The following is a 21,014-nucleotide window of genomic DNA, read 5'->3' on the forward strand; positions in this document are numbered from 1 at the left end:
GGGGTGGGTGGGGGGGGGGTGGGGGGCGCCCCGGCCCCCCCCGCCCGCCGGACGTTCGCCCCCGGCGGCCCCCAACCGTGCGGCCCACTAGCCCGCCAAGGGGGTGTGAGCAGTACCGCAGGCGCCCGGACGACGGGTGGCCTCCGGTTCTGCGTCTAGACTTCCGGGCTGTGACCAGCCGATCCGTGACCCTGTTCGACGTGGCCCGGGCGGCCGGGGTGTCCAAGAGCACCGCCTCCGACGCCCTCCTCGGATCCGGCCGGGTGGCCGAGGCGACGCGCGAACGCGTCCAGGCCGCGGCCCGAGAGCTCGGCTACCGGCCGAACTCGGCGGCGCGCAGCCTGCGCCGCTCCAGCACCGGGGCGGTGGGCCTGTACCTGCCGCGCACGGCGACCCGCCTCGACTACTACATGAAGCTGGCGTTCGGCGCCGTCGAGCGGGCCCGCGAGGACGGCCTCGACGTGGTGCTGCTGGCCCCCGGGAAGGCGGCGGAGGGCGGGCTGGCCGCCCGGGTCGACGGACTGATGGTCATCGATCCCGAAGTCGACGACCCGGCCGTGCCCGGCCTGCTGGCCGCCGGCGTACCCGTGGTCACCGGGGAGCGCTACCTCGGCGGCGGGGCCGCGCCCAGCGGGTCGGTGGTGTGCGACAACGCCACCTCGCTCGCCGCCCTGCTGGACCACCTCGCGCAGCGCGGGGCACGCCGCCCGGCGCTGCTGGCCCCCGGCCCGGGATCCGACTGGGCGGCCGCCCTGCGGGCCGCCGCCGCCGACTGGACCAGGCGCCACGGCGTCGAGGTCGCCGTGCGGACGGTCCCGTTCGCGGCCACGCCGACCGAGGCCGAGGCCGCCACCACGGACCTGCTCGCCGGCACCCCGGGCCTGGACGCCGTGGTCTGCGCCCCCGACGGCGCGGTGCCCGGCGTGCTCGCCGCCGTGGCCCGGGCAGGCCTGCGGGCCGGATCCGAGGTACTGGTGGCCGCCTGCGTCGACGGCGCCGCGGCACGCGGGTCGAGCCCGCAGGTGACGGCGGTGGACCTGCGCGCGGCGGAGTACGGCCGCGAATGCGCCGCCCTGCTCAGCGACCTGCTGTCGGGCGCGGCGGACCCGGGCGTGGTGCGCACCCACGCGTGGGAACTCCACGTCCGTTCATCCACCGCCGGGCGCGGCTGACACCGACCCCGAACGGACACCGGCCGCAGCCCCGGACGACGACCGGCCACCCGCACGGTTTCACTCCCGGGCCCACTCCCGGACCCGGACAGGGGCCGGTGCCGGGCCGCCTACCGCCCGCAGCCAACTGCGCGCCGCGCGCGCCGAAGTCAGGTGGACCAGCGTCAGCTCGGGGTGGGCCGCGAGCCGGTCCAGCGTGCGCCGGCGGTGGGCGGAGTGCCTGGCCCAGGCCCAGCGGATCGGGTGTTCCGGGTCGAGCCAGTCGCGGAAGCGCTCGCGGTTGCCGTTCCAGAGTTCGCGGCGGCTGAGCGCGCGGGCGAACGAGCGGCGCAGGACGCGGTACATGACGGTGGCCCGGGGCAGGTCGAGCCAGACGTAGGTGTCGGCCCGAGCAGTCAGCAGGTCACCGAGCAGCCGGGTGTACTGGTCCTCGACGACCCAGCGCGAGGTGCTCGCGAACGCCTCGACGTCGGAGCGGAACTCCGGGCGCGGAGTCCAGTTCGGGCCGTGGTGCAGGGCGTCCAGCTCGTACCGCGGCAGACCGAGCCGCTCGGCCAGCCGTCCGGCCATCGTCGTCTTGCCGGCCCCTGAGATCCCCGCGATCAGCACCCGTTCCACGACCGCCACCTTAGCGAGACGGTGGCCCTGGAGGACGGCCGCCCTCGTCTCCGGGCCGAGGGCGAAATACGTTCGTTCGGGTGGATTGGTGCCGATGACGACAGGTGGGGCGCGGCCCGGCCGCCATGATGCCGTCACGGAACAACCACCCGTAGGGAGTGCCTCACCATGACGACGCAAGGCCAGGCCACCACCGAGACCGGCGACGAACCACTGGACCTGGCCGACCAGGAGCTGGTCCGCGATCCGTTCACCTCCTACGCGCACATCCGCGAACGCGAGCACCTGGTGCGGGGCCGCGTACCAGGCGTCGACCCCATGTGGGTGGCCACCCGCCACGACGACATCCGCACGATCATGAGCGATCCCGACTTCACCATCGACGCCGCGACCGTCCCCGGCGCGAAGGTGGCCCACCGCACCGAACAGACCTGGCAGGCCCGCGGCATGTACGCGGGCCACGAGAAGTACCTGCGCGCCGGGATCTTCGACTCGGACGGCTCCGACCACCGCCGTCTGCGCGGCCTGGTCGCCGCCGCGTTCTCCCCGCGCCGCGTGGCCGCGCTGCGCCCCCGGATCGAAGCCATCGCCGCCGACCTGCTCGACCGCCTGCCGGACCACGCCGAGGACGGCGTCGTCGACCTGATCGAACACTTCGCCCGACCGCTGCCCATCACCGTCATCTGCGAACTCATCGCCGTCCCCGAAGCCGACCGCGACCGCTGGCGGAGCCGCAGCGCCACCCTGGCCGCCGGCACCTGCGGCGAGGAACTGGGCGACGCGCTCGCCGGCATGGTCGCCGACGCCCACCTCCTCATCGGCCTCCACACCGCCGACCCCGGCGACGACCTCATCTCCGAACTGCTCGCGCCCCACCACGACGACCGCCTGAGCACCGACGAGCTCGTCTCACTCATCACCAACCTGGTCGTCGCCGGGCACATCACCACCGTCAACCTCATCGCCAACAGCACCGAAGCGCTCCTCGCCCACCCCGACCAGCTCGCCCTGCTGCGCGCGGACCCCGCCCTCATGCCGCACGCCGTCGACGAACTCATGCGCTACTGCGGGCCCGTCGTGCGCGCGCTGCCCCGTTACGCCACCCGCGACACCACCGTCGGCGCCACCCCGGTGTGCGCCGGAGAAGCCGTCCTCCCGATCGTGTCCGCGGCCAACCGCGACCCTGCAGCCTTCGCCGACCCCGACCGCCTCGACCTCGGCCGCACCCGCCACAGCAAGGAGCCCCACCTCGGCTTCGGGCACGGCGCACACCGCTGCCTGGGCGCGCACCTCGCCCAGGAGGAGACCGCCGTCGCCCTGGCCGCCCTGTTCAGCCGGGTACCCGACCTGCAACTCGCCGTCGACCCGGAGCACCTGCAACGAGGCACCAACCCGCTCAACTGGCACCTGAAGACCCTCCCCGTACGCCTCCAACCCCCGAGCCACACGCCGCTGGTCTAGGGGATCTCTTTCGGATCGCGCCGGTCGTGCGACCTCGCTGACCGGCGACTTCTCAGCTGTCCTCCCGAACGGTGCGGTAACCCAGCGCGCGGGCCAACGCGGCGACGGTGTCGAAGTTCGCGGTGGGCGAGAGCGCGGAAACCGTCCGGCGATCGAGCGGGGCGGCTGCCAGCACGGCCGCCACCGCCTCCCGGTCGACGGACCGCTCGTGGTAGTCCTCGGCGTAGCCCACGAACGCCTCCGTACCGTCGGCGGCGGTGAGCAGGTCGAACAGCCAGTCGGCGCCGTCCGTCTCGCCGTCGGCGAACTCGACCGGCCCGCACCGCCAGTCGGCGCCGCCCGTCTCGCGCCAGGCGCACACGGTCGCGTCGAAGAAGCCTTCGAGCTGGAACTCCGGCGCCTGCGTGTAGTGCGCGAGCGAGCCGGGCAGGCCGTCGAGCAGGCCGGGCCAGTGCGCGCGGTCCTCCTCCCGCCACGGGGTGGCGTCGCTCTCGTGGTCGAACCCGTAGAGGAACACCCCGGCCGGGTCGAAGACGATCGCGTACTGGTCACCGGAACCGTTGTCCATGCACGCCAGATCGACGCCCGGACGCCACCCGGCCACGTACGAGTGGTCGGGTGCGTAGGGGACGGAGACGATCGAGTCCAGCAGCGCCAGCGCCCGGCAGCGGGCGCGCAGCTCGTCGGGCCTGGGCAGGGCGGCCAGCAGGTGGTGAACAGTCATGGCGCACACTCAACAGCACGCCACTGACACTCCCGGTCCGAGTCGGCTACGGCTTGCGGGCCAGTGCGCAGGAGATCAGCTGTTCCCACACCGTCAGGGCGGGCCTGTCCACGCCGTTTCCGGCGGCGTCGTCGTCCGGCGCGGGGTCCGGCCGCCACAGGGAGCAGGGGACCAGGCCCGGTTCGAGGAGCTCAAGACCGTCGAACAGGCCGGTGATCTCCTCGTCGGTGCGCCACTGGCCCCGGCCGAAGCTGCTCTGCAGCTTCTGCTCCAGGAGCCGGGTCTCCTCGTTCCCGCCGGAGCGGAAGTGGGAGATGTAGACCTGACTGTCCGACGGCACCCGGTCCACCCACCAGCGCGCGAGCTCGGCGGGGCGTTCGGCATCGGTGAGGTGGTGCAGTACGGCGCTGAAGACGACGCCCACCGGCTCGTCGAAGTCGATCAACTCCTGTAGGCCGGGGTCGTGGTAGAGCTCCTCCGGCTCGCGCAGGTCCGCCCGGATCACGGCGGTGCGGTCGTCGGCGGTCAGCAGGGCCCGGCTGTGGGCGACCACGACCGGGTCGTGGTCGACGTAGACGACGCGCGCGTCCGCACGGTGCCGCTGGGCGACCTGGTGCACGTTGTCGGCGGTGGGCAGGCCGCTGCCCATGTCGACGAACTGGGAGATGCCGCCGCGGGCCATGGCCGCCACGGCGCGAACGAGGGCCCGGCGATTGGCGAAGGCCACCGCCTGCGAACCGGGCAGGTCCTTGATGAAGAAGTCGCCGATCTCGCGGTCGACGGCGTAGTTGTCCTTGCCGCCGAGCAGATAGTCGTAGACCCGGGCGATGCTCGGCTTCGACTGATCGTCCTCTGAGCTGCGATCGGTCACGGCAACAGACTCATAATCCCTTGGTCGTGGGTTCGAGTCCCAACCCGCCCCGCACTCGGTCAGCGCGGCTGTCCTTCACACAGGTCCCTGTGGCCTGTGAAACGTCCTCATTGTGCGATCGGAAATCTAGGGCACTGGGTGCGCCTGGACCGGGCTGCCCCGCCAAAGTTCACCCGGATGGGAACGCGGAAGCCGGTGGCTGGAGGACAACGCTTCTTGGTGCGGGCTCGCCACCCCGCTGTCCGCGTCGCTCCCGCAGCGCGGTGACCTGGTGACCCTCATCGCCGCGAAGAACCCGACGGCTGGCACGGTCGGCCGGACCTGGCAGGCCCTCGACCCGGGTGAGGCCGGCACCGTGGAAGTCGCGCGGATCGCCCGCCTCGACGAGGTCGCTCTGCCCTGACCGGAGCAGGTGCGGTCTCCGGTTCTGGTGGGGCCGGTTCACAGAACGGCCCCACCGGACTTTGTCGTGGTGTCGGCTACCCGAGGCTCTCTGCGACGCGGATGAGTTCCTCGTCCGAGAGTCGTGGGGGGCCGCCGGTGGTGACGGCGAAGGTGTAGGTCCCGTCAGACCATGTCAGCGACCGGGGTCCGCTATGAGAATCCGGTTGTGTGATGGTCGCGAGGTGGCCCTTGACGCTGGTGGACCGGCCGGCTGGTGGCGTGCTGTTCCGGAGAGTCTGGCTGATGATCAGGGACCCCGCTTCGGGCCCCGTTCCCAGCCGGTACCCGCTTGCCCAGGCGGGGGTGTCGGTCGGGAGCGGGGCCAGGCCGGGCAACTGGACCATCCTGCCTGCGGGGTAGGGGTAGTAGTTCTCCGGCAGGAACGCGGGCCGGAGAAGGTTGCGCTCGTCGAAGTGGATGACGGGCTTGCCTGCGGGGTCGTTCAGCGCCCTGGTCCCGAGCGGTTTGTTCAGGTGGGTTGTGATCTGTCCGATGCCACCTGGGTCGCAGGACCCCGGGGCGACAGTGTGCCGCAGGGAGACCTTTACTGTCTCGGCGGTCTCGCGGGCCACGAGCTCGGGTTGCTTCTCACAACTCCAGCCGATGCTGAGTGTCAGGGTCTGGCTGTCGGAACTGAGCAGCAGCAGCTGGCCGGTCACGGGGCCTTCGTGGACCTTGGTTTCCGGGCCCCGGTTCACCCATGCGTTGATCGCGAAGCCGCCACCGAGAATGGCTATGGCAGTCACGGCGGTCAAGCGATTCCGTCGTCCGCGCTTCGATATCTGACGGACGGTACCTTGCGTCACGAGCCCTCCCCGGCGGTCGCGGCCATGCTTGCGGCATGGCGTGCGCGAAGTCAAGCGAGATGGGAAGCGGAACTTACTGGGCAAATCGTTCAAAGATGCGCCGTTCGATTGCCAAGAAATGGCAAAGCCCTGACGGTTGTGCCCGGAAAGGTCTCGCAAGGATGCTTCTGGGGCTTTTATTTGCGGTGTGCGGGGCGTTGGCTTGGCGCTATCGTGCTGGGTGCAACATGGCCCACGAAGGCTCTGATTGAATCCAATTCGGGGGGAACCGAATGGCTCAAAAAAGGAGCTCCGGTCGGAAGTGGATAATTCTAGCCACTGCCCTACTGGCGTCGGTGTCCGCAATTGCTCCGGCTATCGCCATATCGGAGGATGGCGCCCTCACCGCACCGTCGGCTCAACCAGGCAACGCACCCAAGAAGAAGTTGCCGGCCGGTGCCACCGGTGCAGCTGCGCTGCTGGGGGCCGCCAAGCCGGAGGTCATCGAGCTCATGAAGAAACAGGAGGTCCTAGACAAGGTCGTCGACCGTATCACCGGAGGGCAAGAGGAACAGAACCGGGATCGGATCCCGGGATTTTCCGAAGTCGAGGTCGACCCAGGGGTCAACGAGGGTGACGGAAACGCCGCCGATGACACGATCGGTATCGTCCCGCGCGACAGCCAGCACTCGGGCGGATACGTCTATGGCGGCCCGTGGAACGAGAGCAGCGGTTATGCCCTTCAGGTCTCCGGTTCCGGCGGCAACAACGTAGGGGACTACGTCTGCCACTCCGCCGCCAACTCGGGGGCGCACTGCGGTCTTCGCGTTCTGCAGGTCGATCGGCAGATTCAAGGGCCTAACAAAGTCTGGCGCAAGTTCGCTGACCAGGTCGTTCAGACGGACCCGAACGACATTGCCGCCGCCAACGGAGACAGCGGCGGACCTGTCGTCACGGAACTTGGCGGAGGCAAGCTCCAGGCCCGCGGAACCATCACGTCGCTTGAGAAGGAGACCAACTGCGGCGGCCGAGCGACCTCTGACGGTGGAACTCGAACGCCGTGGTGCTTCAACGGAATGTGGTACGTCCCCATTTCCCAGACGCTCGCCGACATGGGGTGGGTCCTGAGGACAGACAACCCGTGAGAACAAACCGCTCCTGAAGCGGTACCCCGGTGCCGCGAGCTCTCCGGTGACGGGTTGCAACAGCAAGGTGCGGGGGCGAGACCAAGGTCTCGCCCCCGCACCTTGCTGCGGTGGCGGACCTGTGGCGCGGATCCCAGGTCATTCGCGGCTCCTACGCTCGTGACCATGACCTCCGCCAACCCCTTGAGCAGCGGCATGTCCGCATCCTGGCGGCTCGACCGCTCACCTAGAGATCGACGACCACGACATTGCTGGCCAGGTTCGTTCGTACGAGCTGCGGCACACCGTCGGAAGGCTCCCCGAATTCCAGCTGCTGCTGCGCCCGACCGCCAACCCGGAGTGGGAGGGCACCGCCCGCGTCTCGGTCGGCGAGGACCCGGGCCCGGTCGCCGCCGCGTTCCTGGCCGTCCTCGACCCCGCCGAGAGCGAGCGCGCGGTCCTGACCCGGCACGACCTCCTCTGACGCCGAGCCGGCTCATCGGGGTCTGGGTGCGCCGGCAGGCCGGCGCCCGGGCGGGGGCGCCGGGCGTTCGTGCGTTTGGGGGGCACAGTGCGTGGCGTGTGCTGGAAGCGCCTTGACCGTGCGTCTTACTGGGGAGCGGCTGCTGGGACCGGCGGCCTCTGGACCGCCGCCCCTTGCAGAGGAGAGCACAGTGGCGCAGAGCAAGGCAGCCCTCGATCTCATTCCTTCGTGGAGCCGCGTTCCGAGGGTTGACGTCGTCCCGGACCGGGATCCGGAGGCGGTGCGGGATCCGGAGGCGGTGGGGCTGCCGGTGGTCCAAGGGGCGGTGGCGGTGCCGGCGTGGATCGGGCTGGGCCCGGGGGCCGTGGAGGCCGCCGGCATGACGGGGGCGGCGGGCCGGGTGCTGCTGGTGCCCCGGGAGGACGGGCCGGACGTCGTGCTCTACGGGACGGGGCCGGAGGGTGCGGCAGGTCCGGATGTGCTGAGGGACGCCGGGGCGGCCGTGGCGCTCGCGGTGCCGGGTCGTTCGCGGCTGGGCGTCGTGGTGCCGTCCGGGGCGGGTGCGACGCCGGCGGAGGCGGCGCAGGCGTTGGTGGAGGGGGTGCTGCTGGCCCGTTACGGCTTCGATCCGCTCAAGCGCGAGCCGTCCGGCACGGCGCTGGAGGCCGTCACGGTCGTGGCGGGTTCGGGTTCGGGTTCGGGTTCGGGTTCGGGTTCGGACTCGGACTCGGACTCGGGCTCGGATTCGCGCGAGGCCGTCGAGCGGGGCGTCGAGCGCGGGGTGTGGCTGGCCCGCGCGACGATGCTGGCCCGGGACCTGGCCAGCGCGCCGCCCAGCCTGCTGACCGCGCCGGACCTGGCCGAGGTCGCGGTGCGGCTCGGCGCGCAGTGCGGCCTGAAGGTGGAGGTGTTCGGGCAGCGGGAGCTGGAGGAGTTGGGCTGCGGCGGCCTGCTGGGCGTGAACCGGGGCGGCGTGGACGAAGCCCGCATGATCAAGCTCACCTACCTGCCCTCCGACGCCGGTGACGGGACGCCCCGGCTGGCCCTGGTGGGCAAGGGCATCACGTACGACTCCGGCGGCATCAGCCTCAAGCCCGCCGACGCCGTGCACGCGACGATGAAGAACGACATGTCCGGTGCCGGCGCGATCCTGGCGGCCCTGTGCGTCCTGGCCGGGCTCGGCTGCCGGACGGCCGTGACGGGCTACCTGATGTGCACGGACAACATGCCCTCGGGTTCGGCGCTCAAGCTGGGCGACGTGCTGTGGATGCGCGGCGGCACGAGCGTGGAGGTGGTCAACGCCGACGCGGAGGGCCGCCTGGTCATGGCGGACGCCCTGGTCCTGGCCGGCGAGGAGCCGGGGGACGCGATCGTGGACATCGCCACCTTGACCGGCGCGTGTCTGCGGGCGCTCGGCGCCGAGACAGCGGGCGTGTTCGGCAACGCCCAGCCGCTGGTCGATCAGGTCCTGGACGCCGCCGCCCGCACCGGCGAGCCGGCCTGGCAGCTGCCGCTGTCGCGGCGCTACCGGCCGGAGCTGGACTCGGAGGTGGCGGACCTGAAGAACATGGGCGGCCCCAACGGCGGGGCGATCCATGCCGCGCTGTTCCTGGAGGAGTTCGTCGCCGGCCGCCCCTGGGCGCACATCGACATCGCCGGGCCGGCCCAGAACGACAAGCCGAGCGGCTGGCGCACCAAGGGCTGCACCGGCTTCGGCGCGCGTCTGCTCGCAGAGCTCGCGCTGGCCTTCACCCCTCCGTCGACGGCCGCGCGCACCGACTCCACCCGCTCGATCAGTGAGGAGGCCGGCCGGTGAGCGCCCTCGCCCACGCCCAGGCCGACGGCCCGCAGGACAAGAGCGCCACCGCCTCCGGGAACGGGAAGGCCGGCGGCGGATCGGGGCGCGTCCTGGACGCCATCGAGAAGATCGGGAACAAGGTCCCGCACCCGGCCATCATCTTCCTGCTGCTGTGCGTCGTGGTGATCGTGCTGTCGGCGGTCCTGTCCGCGTTCGACGTCCACGTCACCAGCGAGACGGTCAAGTCCGTTCCCTACCCGGCCACGCAGGTCCACGAGGGCGGCACCGAGTACCCGGGCACCCACCTGCCGCCGGAGTCGACGTACACCCACCGCTACGAGACCGTCGTCGAGACGACGAAGGTCGAGAGCCTGCTGTCCGGCGACGGGGTGCGGTTCCTGTTCACCTCCGCGGCGCACAACTTCAACGACTTCGGCGTCGTCGCGGTCATCCTCGTCATCATGGTCGGCGTCGGGCTTGCGGAGGAGGCCGGACTGATCGCGGCCCTGATCCGACGCCTGGTCAGGATCTCGCCACCGGAGACCCTCACCGCGATCATCGTCTTCGCCGGCATCCTGTCCAGCATCGCCTCCGACGCCGGCTACCTCGTCCTCATCCCGCTGGGGGCGGTCGCCTTCATCAGCGCCGGACGCCACCCGCTCGCCGGGATCGCCGCGGCCTTCGGCGGGGTCAGCGCGGCCTTCAGCGTCAACCTGCTCATCGCCCCGATCGACGGCATCATGACGGAGATCACCAACCAGGCGATCCGGCTCGTCAACCCCGGCCAGTCCCTCAACCTGACCGCGAACTACTACTTCGCGATCGGCTCCACCCTGTTCCTCACCATCGTCATCACCTTCGTCACCGAACGCATCATCGAACCCCGCCTGGGCCCCTGGCAGCCGCAGGACACCGCCGCCGTCGCGGACAGTGAGGAGCCCTCCGTCGACACGGCGGCGGAGGCCCGGGGGCTGCGCTACGCCGGCCTCTCGCTGATCGCGCTCGTGGTGGCCGTCACGCTGCTCGCGTTCATCCCCGGCGCGCCGCTGCGCAACCCGGAGACGGGGAGCCTGTTCGAGGACTCGCCGTTCATGGACGGCCTGATCGTCATCATCATGATCGCGTTCCTGGTGATGGGCCTGGCCTTCGGCGCGGGCGCGAAGACCCTGCGCGGCAGCGCCGCCGCGATGGACGCGATCACCAAGACCTTCGCCGGGCTCGGCGGCCTGATCTTCCTGCTGCTGATCATCGCCCAGTTCATCTCGTACTTCAATTACAGCAACATCGCCACGGTGGTCGCCGTGCAGCTCGCCGACCAGCTGGAGAGCGCGAACATCGGCGCGATCTGGCTCCTGATCGCCTTCATCCTGCTGACCTACGTCATCAACCTGATCATCCCCGGAATCATCCCCAAGTGGGCGATCTTCGCGCCGATCTTCGTGCCCCTGTTCATCCGCCTCGGCGTCGCGCCGCAGACCGTGCTGGCCGCCTACCGGGTCGGCGACTCCCCGACGAACGTCGTCACCCCGCTGATGGTCTACCTGCCGTTCATCGTCCTGCAGTGCCAGAAGTTCAGGAAGCAGGCCGGCGTCGGCACCGTCATCTCCCTGATGATCCCCTACACGGTCGTCGTGGCGGTGGCCTGGCTGCTGTTCTTCGTCGCCTGGTACGCCATCGGCATCCCGATGGGGCCGGGCGCACCCGTCAAGCTGTGAACCGGCGCCCGCCCTTCCCACCAGCAGGGTGAGACGGTGAGCGACGCCGTCCTGTGCCTGCTCGTGCTGGCCGTGGTCATCGCCCTGTTCGTGTGGAACCGGTTGCCCGTCGAGCTCGTCGCGCTCGGCTCCGCCCTTCTGCTGCCGGCCGTCGGGCTGCTGCCCGCCGACCGGGTCTTCGCCGGGTTCGGCGATCCGGTGGTCGCCCTCATCGCCGCCCTCTTCGTGGTCAGCACCGCCCTACAGGCCACGGGCGTCACGACCTGGGCAGGCCGGGCACTGGCGGCGCTCGCCGGCACCGGTGAGCGCCGCCTGCTCGTCCTCACCATGCTCGCGGCCGCCCTGCTCACGGCCCTGATCACGGTCAACGGAGCCGTCGCGGCCCTGCTGCCGATGACCGTGCTGCTCGCCGTCCGCCACCGTCTGCCCGTCTCCAGGCTCGCGATGCCGCTGGCCTTCGCCGCACACGCCGGCTCGCTGCTGCTCCTCATCGGGTCACCCATCAACGTGATCGTCTCCGAGAGCGCGGCAGCGGCCGGCGCCCGGCCCTTCGGGTTCTTCGAGTTCGCGGTGGTGGGACTCCCGGTGCTGGCCGGCACCGTCGCCATCTGCGCCTTCCTCGGGCGGGCCCTGCTGCCCGCCCGCACACCCGACGCCCTCCCGGCCGACCTGAGCCGGCACGCCCGCACCCTGATCGACCACTACGCGCTGACCCGCGACTCGGCCGCCCGGCAGGTCCCGCAGGGCTCGGACGCGATCGGCGCGTCGGTCGAGCAGCTCGCCGCCACGGCCCAGGACGGGGTGCTGGTGCTCGGAGCCATGACCGCCGACGGCCATGACCCACGGGGCACCGGGCCCCTCTCCGCCGGGGACATCGTCATCCTCCGGGGCACCCCGGCCGCCATCGACGGTTTCAGCGACCGCCACTGTCTGGAGCCCCTGCCCCCGCCGTTGGACGACCACCTCGCGAGCGTCCTCCTGGACCAGCACACGGGCCTGCTCGAACTCGTCGTCAGCCCGCGTTCCTCCTTCGCGGGCATGACCGCCTTCGCCGGTATGACCGACAGCACCGGCGACCTGGCCGTCCTCGCCGTGCACCGCCAGGACCGACCCGTAGCCCCCCAGCCCCTGACGCTCGCTCCGGGCGACCACCTGCTGCTCCGCGGCCGGTGGGACGAACTCGAGCGGGCCAGCGCCCGCCCCGGTGTGCTGGCCGTCGACCAGCCCTCCGGCATCCGCGGCCAGGCCGCCCCGCCAGGGGGCGCCGCCGTGCGGGCCCTCGCCGTGCTCGGCGGCATGATCGCTCTGCTCGCCTCCGGCGCCACACCGCCGGCCGTCGCCGCGACCCTCGCGGCGCTGCTCCTGGTCGCCCTGGGCGTGGTGCGCGTCGACCAGGCCTACGGCGGCATCTCCTGGACCACCCTGGTCATCGTCGGCGGCATGTTCCCGCTCTCCGAGGCCATGAAATCCTCCGGAGCGGCGGAGGAGGTCGCCCACCTCGTCGTCACCGCGGCCTCCGGCAACGGCCGGCTGCTGCTGCTCGCGGTGTTCGTCCTCACCGCCGTACTGGGCCAGTTCATCAGCAACATGGCGACCGCGCTGATCGTCGCCCCGATCGCCGTCAACGCCGCCCGCGACGCCGGGGTCTCCGTCCTGCCCGTCCTGATGTGCGTCGCGGTCCCCGCCGCGGCGGCCCTGCTCACGCCGGTGGCCACCGCCGCGAACCTCATGGTCATGAGCCCCGGCGGCTACCGGTTCGGTGACTACTGGCGGCTCGGCCTGCCGGTCCTGGTCTGGTACCTCGTCGTCGCCACGACCGTCGTTCCCCTGGTCTGGCCGCTGTGAACGGAGCCGGCCGCCGTGATCGGGCTTGTGGACGGTTACTCGGCCGGGGTGTCGCTCCGGTCTGCGGGCGGCCTGCGGACCAGGCCCGCGGGGTCGACGAAGCGCACCGTCGTCCGGGCCCGGAGGCCGGCGGCGCAGTCGGCCAGCAGCCTGCGGGCGATCGGGCGCACGGCGGTGACGTGGGAGAGGTCGACCGTGACCAGCGGCCGGGGCTGGTCGCGGGCCAGGCGGCGGACGCAGTGGACGATCTCCTCGGCGGCCGCGAAACCGAGGTCGCCCAGCAGCTCCAGGTGGTGCGCGCCGTGGTCGGTGCGCACCGCCTGGAGCGGTGAGCGGGCACGCTCGGTGTGCCGCAGGACGTGCAGGCCCAGTTCGGTGGACAGCTCGCGCAGGACGGCGCTCGCGCGGACGCTGTTGCCCTGAGGGTCCAGCGGGGGGCTGAACACGCCGACGCCGAACTGGCCGGGGCTCACGGCGCAGACCCCTCCGCCGACACCGCTCTTGGCCGGCAGGCCGACCCTCAGCATCCATTCGCCGCTGTGGTCGTACATGCCGCAGGTGGCCATGACCGACAGCGTGGCGCCCGCCGCGTCGGCGTCCACGACGCGGCGCCCGGTCACCGGGTTGCGCCCGCCGTTGGCCAGCGTGGCGCCCATGACGGCCAGGTCGACGGCGGTGACCTCGATCGCGCACTGGCGGAAGTACACGTCGCAGGCCTGCTGGGCCGGGCGCTCCAGCACGCCCTGGGAGAGCGTGAGGTAGGCCAGCGCCCGGTTGCGGTCCCCGGTGGCGGCCTCGGACCGGTAGACGTCCTCGTCGACCGTCAGCCGGCGGCCGGCGAAGCCCGACAGGGTGTCGCGGATCCGTTCGAACGCGGCCTCGCCGTCGCCGCCGATCAGCGCGGTCGTCACGATCGCCCCGGCGTTGATCAGCGGGTTCGCCGGGCGCCCGGTGCCCGCCTCCAGGCTGATCGCGTTGAACGGCTCCCCGCTCGGCTCGAACCCGACCCTCCTGGCCACCTCCGCCAGGCCCAGCTCCGACAGCGCCAGCGAGTACACGAACGGCTTCGAGACCGACTGGATCGTGAAGGCAGCCGACGCGTCACCGGCCTGGTAGGCGTGGCCCTGGACGCTGACCATGGCGAGGCCGAAGGCGTGCGGGTCGGCGCGGGCGAGTTCGGGGATGTAGCGGGCGACGTCACCGGCGGTGTCGGCGCGGTGCCGTTCGACGAGTTCGGCGAGCACCGCCGTCACGGGTTCCATCACCGCACCACGGCGGCGCGGCGCGCGGGCCCGGTCGGGCCCTGCCCCCGTGCGGGGGCCGCCCGGCGGAGGGGATTCACGAGGTGAGGAAGCGTTGCTTGGCCGCCGTGAACTCGTCGTCGGTCAGCATGCCGCTCTGCCGCAGTTCGACGAGGCGTTCGAGCTGGGCGAGCGTCTGGTCGTTCGGCGCGGCGGCCGGTGCGGCCGGTGCGGGCTGAGGCGCGGGCGCTGGCGGAGGCTCCGGCGCGGTGGCCTGCTGGTGCCGGGCGGCGACCCTGCTCGACACGGACGTGGCGGTCCCGGCGATGACGGCGGTGCGGGCGGCGGTGCCGATGAGCCCCGGGCGCCCGCCGCGCGACAGACGGCGGCCGATCATGACAGCCTCCTTCTCGGAGTCCGGCTCCCCTTCGAGAGTCCGATCCTTCAGAGTCCGATCGCGGCGAGATCGGCCGCCACCACGGTGTGCGGCACGTGCTCGCGCGTGACGAGGATCCCGTCCGCGTCGTCGAGTGCCCGTAGCAGCGGCGCGGCCCAGCGGTGCTCCCAGACGATGATCGCCGCCGAGCACCCCGCCGGGATCTCGTCACAGATGCTGGCCAGGTCCTCGTCGCTCAGCAGGCCCATGATCTCGCCGTCCAGCTCGGCGAACACGGCCGCTTCGTCGCTGTCCAGGGCATCGAGTTCGAGGACGCGGACCGCGCCCTGCTCGTCCCTCTTGATGAAGGTGAGGTCGAGGATGCGGATGATCCCCTCGGAGGTCAGGCGCTTGAGCTCCGGCAGGATCGCCCCCCGGAACCGGTTGCCCGGGAAGGCCATGACGGCGTACTCGACCGGCCCGACGTCCATGGCGTCACGCCCCTTCCGCATCGCGTCCCCGCCCCTGCCTTCATCCTCCGTCGAGCCCGGCGCCGCCGCGACCGCGCGGACGGCTCACCCGTACTGATGACGTACTGAGGGCGCGCTGTTGACGAGTGGAACCGGATCGCCGGGGGTTGCACCACCGCCCCCGGCGATCCGCCGCACCGCCGGGACCTGCGGAAAGCCGCCGCGGACGGGTGAGCGCGGGCGGCCCGCCGAGGCGTGTGCGAGGAGCGGAAACACGCGCCCGGCCGCGACGGGGAGCGGTACCGTCGGGCGGGTGACCCGACCGGCCGAAGAACCCTGCGACCGGACCTGCCGCGCACCCGCCGCGGCCGTGTGAGGAGGAGTCCTGTGTCATCGCCTTGTGACCCCCGATACGCCGCCGTCGGCGATGTGAGCACCGCGCTCATGATGATCGACTCCCGGCTCAAGGCCGTCTACGACGGTAAGACCGGGACGGACCCCGAACAGCAGCGGCTGGTCGACGAGTTCGCCGCATCCGTGGGCCCCGACGAGTTCAACGCGCTGCTGGACGGCGCGTGCACGCTCATCTACCTCTTCATGAACTGGCTGCGGTCGGCCTGCGAGGAGCACGACAAGGACGTCATCGAGCACGTGGTGCCCACCCTCGTGGCCACGATGCGCATGATGCCCAGGACCTTCCGCCCCGAGGTCATCCCCACCATGGCCGGCCTGGTGATCGCCGCGGGCAGCGGTCTGAGCCCCAACCTGTGGCGCGCGCAGTACGGACCATGGACCGGCGCCGAGATGAACCCCCTGGAAGCCACGGCCACCCTGCTCGCGGAGCACGTCAACCGGGTCTCCGGCGACGACCACGACTTCGCGACCCGCCTGATCACCGACGCCCTGTCCAAGCTGGACCAGGGCTGAGGCGCGGCGCACTGCGCCACGGTGGGCCCTCCCCCCGGGGGTCGCGGGCCGGTCAGCCGGTGATCGCGGAGAGCCGCCGTCGCGGTGTCACGACTGCTCGCCCGCCCGCAGTTCGGTGGCGATCTGGCGCCGGCCGGTGACCAGCGTCTCCAGCACCACCCCGAGGCCGACCAGCAGGGCCAGGCCCGCGGTGGGCAGCAGCACCGGCATCAGCGCGGGGGTGACGAGCTCCCCGACCCTGGCGCCGACCAGGGTCGAGATGTCGAACGCGCCGCCCAGCAGGGCGACCGCCGCCACCGCGACCAGCCCGCCGCCGACGGCGGCCGCCAGGGTCTGCGGCAGCGCCTCGGCGACGATCAGGGCCAGCCCCTGGCGGGGCCGCAGGCCCATGGTGCGCAGCCGGGCGAGCACGGCCGTGCGGTCGGGCGCGGCCCGGAACAGCGTCAGCAGCACGGCGAGCAGGGCGAACCCGGCGCCGGCGGCACCCGAGTACCAGAACAGCCGCCCGGCGGCGTGCTGCAGCGGGTCGCCGCCGAGCTCGGCGACGGTCTCCCGGCTGCTGTGCACCGTGTATCCCGCGGGCAGGCCGTGGACGGCCTTGCCGACGGCCGCGGCGTCGTCCGCGATCATCTTGGCCAGGCCGGTCGGCTGGACCCCGCCGTTGTCCCGTAGTGCCGTCCTGACCGCTTCGGGGTCGACCTCGCCGACGGCGAACCACTTGTTCACCCGCTTGGCGTCCGGCAGTCGCTCCCAGGCGGGGCCGGCGGGAACGACGACGAACGGCCTGCCCGGGTCGGGCAGGGCGGGGGTGGCGCCGACGGTCCCGGCGACGGAGAGGCGCAGGTCGTTGCCGTTGGGCGTGCGCACCTGGGACGACCCTGCGGCCAGGCGCTCGGCCAGGTCGCGGCTGACCAGCGCGGGCACCGGGGTGTCCCGGCCGCCGGCCGCCCCGGCCAGCTTCGCCGGGTCGAACCCGCCGGCTCCGAGGGTCCGGGCGATTTCGGCGTACGCCGCCGGATCGGTCACCATCACCAGGTAGGCCTCGGTGTAGTGCTGGTCGGCGCCGGCGATGCGGGCTTTGGGCTCGACCCAGGCCGCGGTCGAGGCCCGTACGCCGGGCAGGGCGTCGGCGGCCTTGGTGAACGACTCGGACAGGGTGGCGTAGCCGGGGAGGGAGACGCCGATGTCCCCGCCCGTGGAGATGCGCGCGGCGCGGGTCCGGGCGTGATCGACGGTGTCGAGCACGGTGGCGCCGAAGCCGGTCGTGGTGACGGCGATCACCAGGGCGAGCAGCGGCAGTGCGGAGGGCCGGCGGCGGCCCGAGCTGTCGCGGGCGGCGCGGGCCAGGCCGAGGAAGCCGATCAGGCCGCGGCCCCGGCCGACGAGGGCGGCCAGCCAGCCGACCACCATCGGCTCGATGCGGGCCAGCAGCAGGCCGCCGGTGACGGCGAGCAGGAGCGGGGCGGCCACCAGCAGCGGATCCAGCCCGGAGCCGGTACCGACGCCCCGGCGCCGGACCTCCGCCACGGCCGCGGCGGTGACCGCGAGGACGGCGAGTTCGCCGACCAGTCGGCGTCGGCCGCCGGCCGGCCGCCTGCGTGCCCACAGCAGGGCCGCGCGGGCCGGGAAGGCCAGCAGCGCGATCAGGGCCGCGGCCAGGGCCGCCAGCACCGAGCGGTCCCACCGGGGGGTGGGCAGCAGCACCAGGGCGAGGGCCGTTCCGAGCACGGCGGCCGGCAGAACGGTGACGGCACCCTCGCCGATCAGCCGTCGCAGCACCCCGGCACGGGAGCCGCCGCGGGCCTGGAGCAGCCTGATCTCGGCGGCGCGCCGGTCGGTGGTGAGGGCGGCGGCCAGGAACAGCACCACGGTGGCGACGCCCGCCACGGCGACCGGGCCGATCGTGCTGAGCGGTAGCGAGGCCTGGTAGCGGTCGTTCGCCCGGGTGAGGATCTCGGGAAGGCCCGAGGAGGTGTGCAGGTCGGTACGCCGGGTCGCGTCGGCCAGGGCGGTGGAGTCGCGCCCGGTCAGGAAGGAGCTGAGGATGCCGCGGGTGCGGTCGAGCTGGTCGGCGTGCAGCGAGGCGGCGTCGACGGGCAGCCGCCAGAAGTTCTCGGCGTTCGAACCCCAGCGGGCCAGCGCGGGCAGGCTGTCGCCGTCGACGAATCCGCTGGTCATCCAGTGTTCCTGCTGGGGGTCGGTCCTCAGGCAGGCGCGGGCCGGGCAGCCGAGCTCGTCCCAGAACGGGTCCTGGGGGTCGTTGATCTGGTACAGGCCGACCACCGCGGTGGTCCGCTTGGCGCCCGAACCCTCGGTGCCGTTGTCGATGACGTCACCGAGCTTGATGTGGATGCTCTCGGCGGCCTTCTTGCTGATCACGATCGGCAGCGGACCGCCGGCGGCGGCGGCGGGGGTCGGCCAGGTGCCGTCGGTGAGGGTGGCCCGGGCGGCCAGGTCGTGCAGGTAGAGCAGGCCGAGGACCGGGTCGGTCCTCCTTTCCGCGAACCGGTCGTACTCCGGATTGCCCATGCCGCGGTCGCCCAGGGCGCGGGCGCCGTAGGCCTGGCCCGACTGGGTCAGCGTCAGCTGCCGACCGACCATCTCGGTGAGCTGCTGCTGCACCCGGTCGAGTGCGGCGGCCTTGTCGTCGTCCCGCGTCTTGGACGTGGTCTGCAGGCTGGTCTGGTTGAGGCCCTTCTGACTGACGAAGTCCTGGAGCGCGGTGTCCGCGCCCCGGTCCGCGATGCGGGGGAAGGCCGCCGCCAGGAAGACGGCGACGAATGCCAGGGCCGCCATGAGCAGCGCGGCCAGCGGGTTCGCCCGCAGCCTGGTGCGGACCCAGCGCGCGGGGCGGTGGGGTGTCCCGGGAGCGGTTCCGGGCGCGGGCGAAGGGGTGGGCACGGTGGTGCCGGCCCGGGGGGTCACATCTCCTCCACGTGGCGCAGCCGGGTGGCCACGTCTCGACGGCGGCGTCCGGTGGGGAAGGCCGACAGCAGCGGGGCGGCAGCCGCCAGCGGCCGTCGCCCGCGCGGTCGGCGCCCGTACGGTCGGCGCACGACGAAGCCGAGCATCAGGTTCTCCCCCCGGTCGCGTCCCGGCCCCACCCATTGCTCCGATCCAGGCACATATCGGCCATGGACGGACACCTCGCGGGCATGCCGGTGCAGTGATCACCGACATTCGGTCGCCGGATAGCGGACGATGCTGTCAGATTCGCTCCGGGAACGGAAGGGATTTGCGCGAATCAAGTAAGCAAGGAACAAATGCCATGCACACTTCACAATTCCGGTATCGCCGCACCCCTTTGACCAGGGGAAATTCCTTTCCCGAATTTTCCGCTCGGAATTGTGAACCGGCAAGCCGCTGCATCCGTTGGCCCGGGCCGCCACCGGCCCGGTGGTGGCCGTGGCCGAACCCGTTCCGGAGGAGATTCGATAACGATGTTCTGCCGCATTGTCCGAGAAATCCGGAATTTCAGCCGGAAAGCGCGGTCATTCGAGATCACCGGCCACCACCGGCGGGCGGGGCCTATAAGACGAGGGGGTCCGGATCCTTGGCCGCCGGATGCTCCTCCGGGGCCGTGGTGCTCAGCGCGCGGGCCTCGCGGTCGAGGGCCAGGTGGAGGCCGACGGCCAGCATGGGGATCGCGGCCAGCACGAACGCCCACTGTATGTCCCAGCCGACCAGCAGGCCCATGGCCGCGATGGAGAGCGGTTCCAGCGTGGCCCGGGGCAGTTCCATCACGCTGCTGACCCGGCCCAGCACGTCCGTCGGGGTCCTGGTCTGGATGAACGTCGGCAGCGCGACGTCGCTGGAGTACGCGACGCCGATCCCCAGCAGGGTGAGCACCACCGCCGCGCTCCACACGCTGGGAAGGAAGCCCAGCAGCACGAAGGCGGTCCCCTCGCAGAGCGTCATCCCGATGATGAGCAGTCCCCAGCGGCGCGGCAGCCCGGTGAAGACCGCGCCGATGGTGCCGATCAGCTGCCCCAGCCCCCAGGCGGACAGCAGGACGCCCAGCGCGAGTGAGCCCTGGGGGAAGGTCTTGGCCAGCGCGGGCAGCCCCACGCTGAAGAGGCCGCTGTAGCTGAGGGCCGCCGCGCCGATGAGCAGGAGGACGGTGCGGATCTCCCGGCTGCGTCCGGCGTAGCGGAGCCCTTCGACGATCTCCCGGCGGATCGCCGTGAACGACTTGGCGCCCTCGTCGGCCTCGCCCGCCTGGTCGGAGGACTGGTCGGAAGTCTGGTCGCCCGCCTGGTCGGCCGGTTGTCTGCGGGGTGCGCCGAAGACCGTCAGGGCGGCGAAGAAGAAGGTGAAGGCGTTGAGCAGGATGGTGGTCGACGTCCCCACCGCGGCCACGAGGGCGCCGCCCAGGATCGGCCCCAGCAGTCGGGCCCCCTGCTCTCCGAAGCCGACGAGCGCGTTGCCCCGGGCGAGGTGCTCGGGCGGCAGGAGGGAGGGGATGATGCTGCCGGCGGCCGGCCAGAAGAACGCTTCGGCGACGCCGGTGAGCGCGCCGAGGGCGTAGAGGTGCCACGTGCTCACGTGGTCGGTCAGGGCGATCAGCCCCAGCGTGGCGACGGCGAGCCCCCTGAGCGTGTGGGAGCAGAACATGACGGCGCGCGGGGAGAGCCGGTCGGTCACCGCGCCGCCCACCAGCATCAGCACGCCCCGGGGGACGGCCTGGACGAGCAGGATCGTGGCCAGCGTGGTCGTCGATCCGGTCTCGTTCAGGATCAGCCAGATGAAGGCGACCTCGAAGCTGTAGTCCCCCACCAGGGAGACGGTCTCGCCCAGCCACACCCGCCGGAAGGGCCGGTGTTTCAGTGGCTGTCGCACCTTGTCGAGCATCGACTACCTCTCTGCTGTTCCACTTTTCCACGATGAAGGACTGCGGGACACTGCGGGGCACGCGCTCTTCGACGCTCTCGGCGGGGCGTGCGCGGCCGGCCTGTGGTG

General features: G+C 72.1%; 19 protein-coding genes. 8 read left to right on the plus strand and 11 right to left on the minus strand.

Annotation, left to right across the window (positions count from 1 at the left end):
• Nucleotides 1-170: 170 nt before the first annotated feature.
• Nucleotides 171-1,172, plus strand: coding sequence for a LacI family DNA-binding transcriptional regulator (locus tag ACFV6I_RS03515; protein WP_380423438.1), 1,002 nt, complete (start codon nucleotides 171-173; stop codon nucleotides 1,170-1,172).
• Between the two features lie 60 nt (nucleotides 1,173-1,232).
• Here the strand turns inward: ACFV6I_RS03515 and ACFV6I_RS03520 are convergent, their stop codons facing one another.
• Nucleotides 1,233-1,790, minus strand: coding sequence for an adenylate kinase (locus tag ACFV6I_RS03520; protein WP_380423439.1), 558 nt, complete (start codon nucleotides 1,788-1,790; stop codon nucleotides 1,233-1,235).
• 168 nt (nucleotides 1,791-1,958) lie between these two features.
• Here ACFV6I_RS03520 and ACFV6I_RS03525 point away from each other — a divergent pair, with 168 nt between their 5' ends.
• On the plus strand, nucleotides 1,959-3,251 hold the full coding sequence (locus ACFV6I_RS03525; protein WP_380423440.1) for a cytochrome P450: 1,293 nt from the start codon (nucleotides 1,959-1,961) through the stop codon (nucleotides 3,249-3,251).
• A gap of 52 nt (nucleotides 3,252-3,303) precedes the next feature.
• Here ACFV6I_RS03525 and ACFV6I_RS03530 read toward each other — a convergent pair whose 3' ends face one another.
• Together ACFV6I_RS03530 and ACFV6I_RS03535 are read right to left on the minus strand one after the other, a co-directional pair.
• Complete coding sequence (locus ACFV6I_RS03530; protein ID WP_380423441.1) at nucleotides 3,304-3,975, minus strand: hypothetical protein; 672 nt, start codon at nucleotides 3,973-3,975, stop codon at nucleotides 3,304-3,306.
• A gap of 46 nt (nucleotides 3,976-4,021) precedes the next feature.
• Nucleotides 4,022-4,846: an SAM-dependent methyltransferase gene (locus ACFV6I_RS03535; RefSeq protein WP_380423442.1), complete on the minus strand. Its 825-nt coding sequence runs from the start codon at nucleotides 4,844-4,846 to the stop codon at nucleotides 4,022-4,024.
• Nucleotides 4,847-5,000: 154 nt separating this feature from the next.
• Between ACFV6I_RS03535 and ACFV6I_RS03540 the strand changes: the two genes are divergently transcribed.
• Complete coding sequence (locus tag ACFV6I_RS03540; RefSeq protein ID WP_380423466.1) at nucleotides 5,001-5,249, plus strand: DUF6093 family protein; 249 nt, start codon at nucleotides 5,001-5,003, stop codon at nucleotides 5,247-5,249.
• Between the two features lie 76 nt (nucleotides 5,250-5,325).
• Here the strand turns inward: ACFV6I_RS03540 and ACFV6I_RS03545 are convergent, their stop codons facing one another.
• Nucleotides 5,326-6,045, minus strand: coding sequence for a hypothetical protein (locus ACFV6I_RS03545; protein WP_380423443.1), 720 nt, complete (start codon nucleotides 6,043-6,045; stop codon nucleotides 5,326-5,328).
• A 386-nt stretch (nucleotides 6,046-6,431) separates the two neighbouring features.
• Here ACFV6I_RS03545 and ACFV6I_RS03550 point away from each other — a divergent pair, with 386 nt between their 5' ends.
• Nucleotides 6,432-7,220: a hypothetical protein gene (locus ACFV6I_RS03550; RefSeq protein WP_380423444.1), complete on the plus strand. Its 789-nt coding sequence runs from the start codon at nucleotides 6,432-6,434 to the stop codon at nucleotides 7,218-7,220.
• A gap of 226 nt (nucleotides 7,221-7,446) precedes the next feature.
• Here the strand turns inward: ACFV6I_RS03550 and ACFV6I_RS03555 are convergent, their stop codons facing one another.
• Nucleotides 7,447-7,671, minus strand: a complete 225-nt coding sequence (locus tag ACFV6I_RS03555; protein WP_380340301.1) for a hypothetical protein — start codon at nucleotides 7,669-7,671, stop codon at nucleotides 7,447-7,449.
• Between the two features lie 202 nt (nucleotides 7,672-7,873).
• On the opposite strand from ACFV6I_RS03555, the gene ACFV6I_RS03560 reads away from it, so the two are divergent.
• Genes ACFV6I_RS03560 through ACFV6I_RS03570 form a run of 3 tightly spaced genes read left to right on the plus strand, consistent with a single transcriptional unit; the run spans nucleotide 7,874 to nucleotide 13,041 of the window.
• Nucleotides 7,874-9,499, plus strand: coding sequence for a leucyl aminopeptidase family protein (locus tag ACFV6I_RS03560; RefSeq protein ID WP_380423445.1), 1,626 nt, complete (start codon nucleotides 7,874-7,876; stop codon nucleotides 9,497-9,499).
• On the plus strand, nucleotides 9,496-11,196 hold the full coding sequence (locus ACFV6I_RS03565; protein WP_380423446.1) for an AbgT family transporter: 1,701 nt from the start codon (nucleotides 9,496-9,498) through the stop codon (nucleotides 11,194-11,196). Before ACFV6I_RS03560 ends, ACFV6I_RS03565 begins: the two co-directional genes overlap by 4 nt.
• Before the next feature lie 36 nt (nucleotides 11,197-11,232).
• Complete coding sequence (locus tag ACFV6I_RS03570; protein ID WP_380423447.1) at nucleotides 11,233-13,041, plus strand: SLC13 family permease; 1,809 nt, start codon at nucleotides 11,233-11,235, stop codon at nucleotides 13,039-13,041.
• 35 nt (nucleotides 13,042-13,076) lie between these two features.
• Here ACFV6I_RS03570 and glsA read toward each other — a convergent pair whose 3' ends face one another.
• The 3 genes from glsA to ACFV6I_RS03585 all read right to left on the minus strand — a co-directional run bounded on the left by glsA (nucleotide 13,077) and on the right by ACFV6I_RS03585 (nucleotide 15,149).
• Nucleotides 13,077-14,303, minus strand: a complete 1,227-nt coding sequence (gene glsA / locus ACFV6I_RS03575) for a glutaminase A (RefSeq protein ID WP_380423448.1) — start codon at nucleotides 14,301-14,303, stop codon at nucleotides 13,077-13,079.
• Between the two features lie 76 nt (nucleotides 14,304-14,379).
• Nucleotides 14,380-14,679, minus strand: a complete 300-nt coding sequence (locus tag ACFV6I_RS03580) for an SHOCT domain-containing protein (RefSeq protein ID WP_380423449.1) — start codon at nucleotides 14,677-14,679, stop codon at nucleotides 14,380-14,382.
• A gap of 47 nt (nucleotides 14,680-14,726) precedes the next feature.
• A complete protein-coding gene (locus ACFV6I_RS03585) occupies nucleotides 14,727-15,149 on the minus strand; it encodes a DUF6325 family protein (RefSeq protein ID WP_063352198.1) in 423 nt (140 codons plus the stop codon).
• A 366-nt stretch (nucleotides 15,150-15,515) separates the two neighbouring features.
• Between ACFV6I_RS03585 and ACFV6I_RS03590 the strand changes: the two genes are divergently transcribed.
• Nucleotides 15,516-16,055, plus strand: a complete 540-nt coding sequence (locus ACFV6I_RS03590) for a hypothetical protein (RefSeq protein ID WP_063352197.1) — start codon at nucleotides 15,516-15,518, stop codon at nucleotides 16,053-16,055.
• Nucleotides 16,056-16,142: 87 nt separating this feature from the next.
• Here ACFV6I_RS03590 and ACFV6I_RS03595 read toward each other — a convergent pair whose 3' ends face one another.
• From ACFV6I_RS03595 to ACFV6I_RS03605, 3 genes are all read right to left on the minus strand, one after another.
• Entirely contained in the window at nucleotides 16,143-18,980 is a 2,838-nt protein-coding gene (locus ACFV6I_RS03595; protein ID WP_380423450.1) for a hypothetical protein, read from the minus strand.
• The gene (locus tag ACFV6I_RS03600; protein ID WP_380372373.1) at nucleotides 18,977-19,126 is read right to left on the minus strand and encodes a hypothetical protein; all 150 of its coding nucleotides are present in this window, start codon (nucleotides 19,124-19,126) and stop codon (nucleotides 18,977-18,979) included. The genes ACFV6I_RS03595 and ACFV6I_RS03600 overlap by 4 nt, the downstream gene beginning before the upstream one ends.
• Before the next feature lie 457 nt (nucleotides 19,127-19,583).
• The gene (locus tag ACFV6I_RS03605) at nucleotides 19,584-20,894 is read right to left on the minus strand and encodes an MFS transporter (protein WP_208869239.1); all 1,311 of its coding nucleotides are present in this window, start codon (nucleotides 20,892-20,894) and stop codon (nucleotides 19,584-19,586) included.
• Between the last annotated feature and the right edge of the window lie 120 nt (nucleotides 20,895-21,014).

Origin of the sequence: Kitasatospora sp. NPDC059803, from assembly GCF_042732255.1 — a bacterium.
Lineage (GTDB): Bacteria > Actinomycetota > Actinomycetes > Streptomycetales > Streptomycetaceae > Kitasatospora.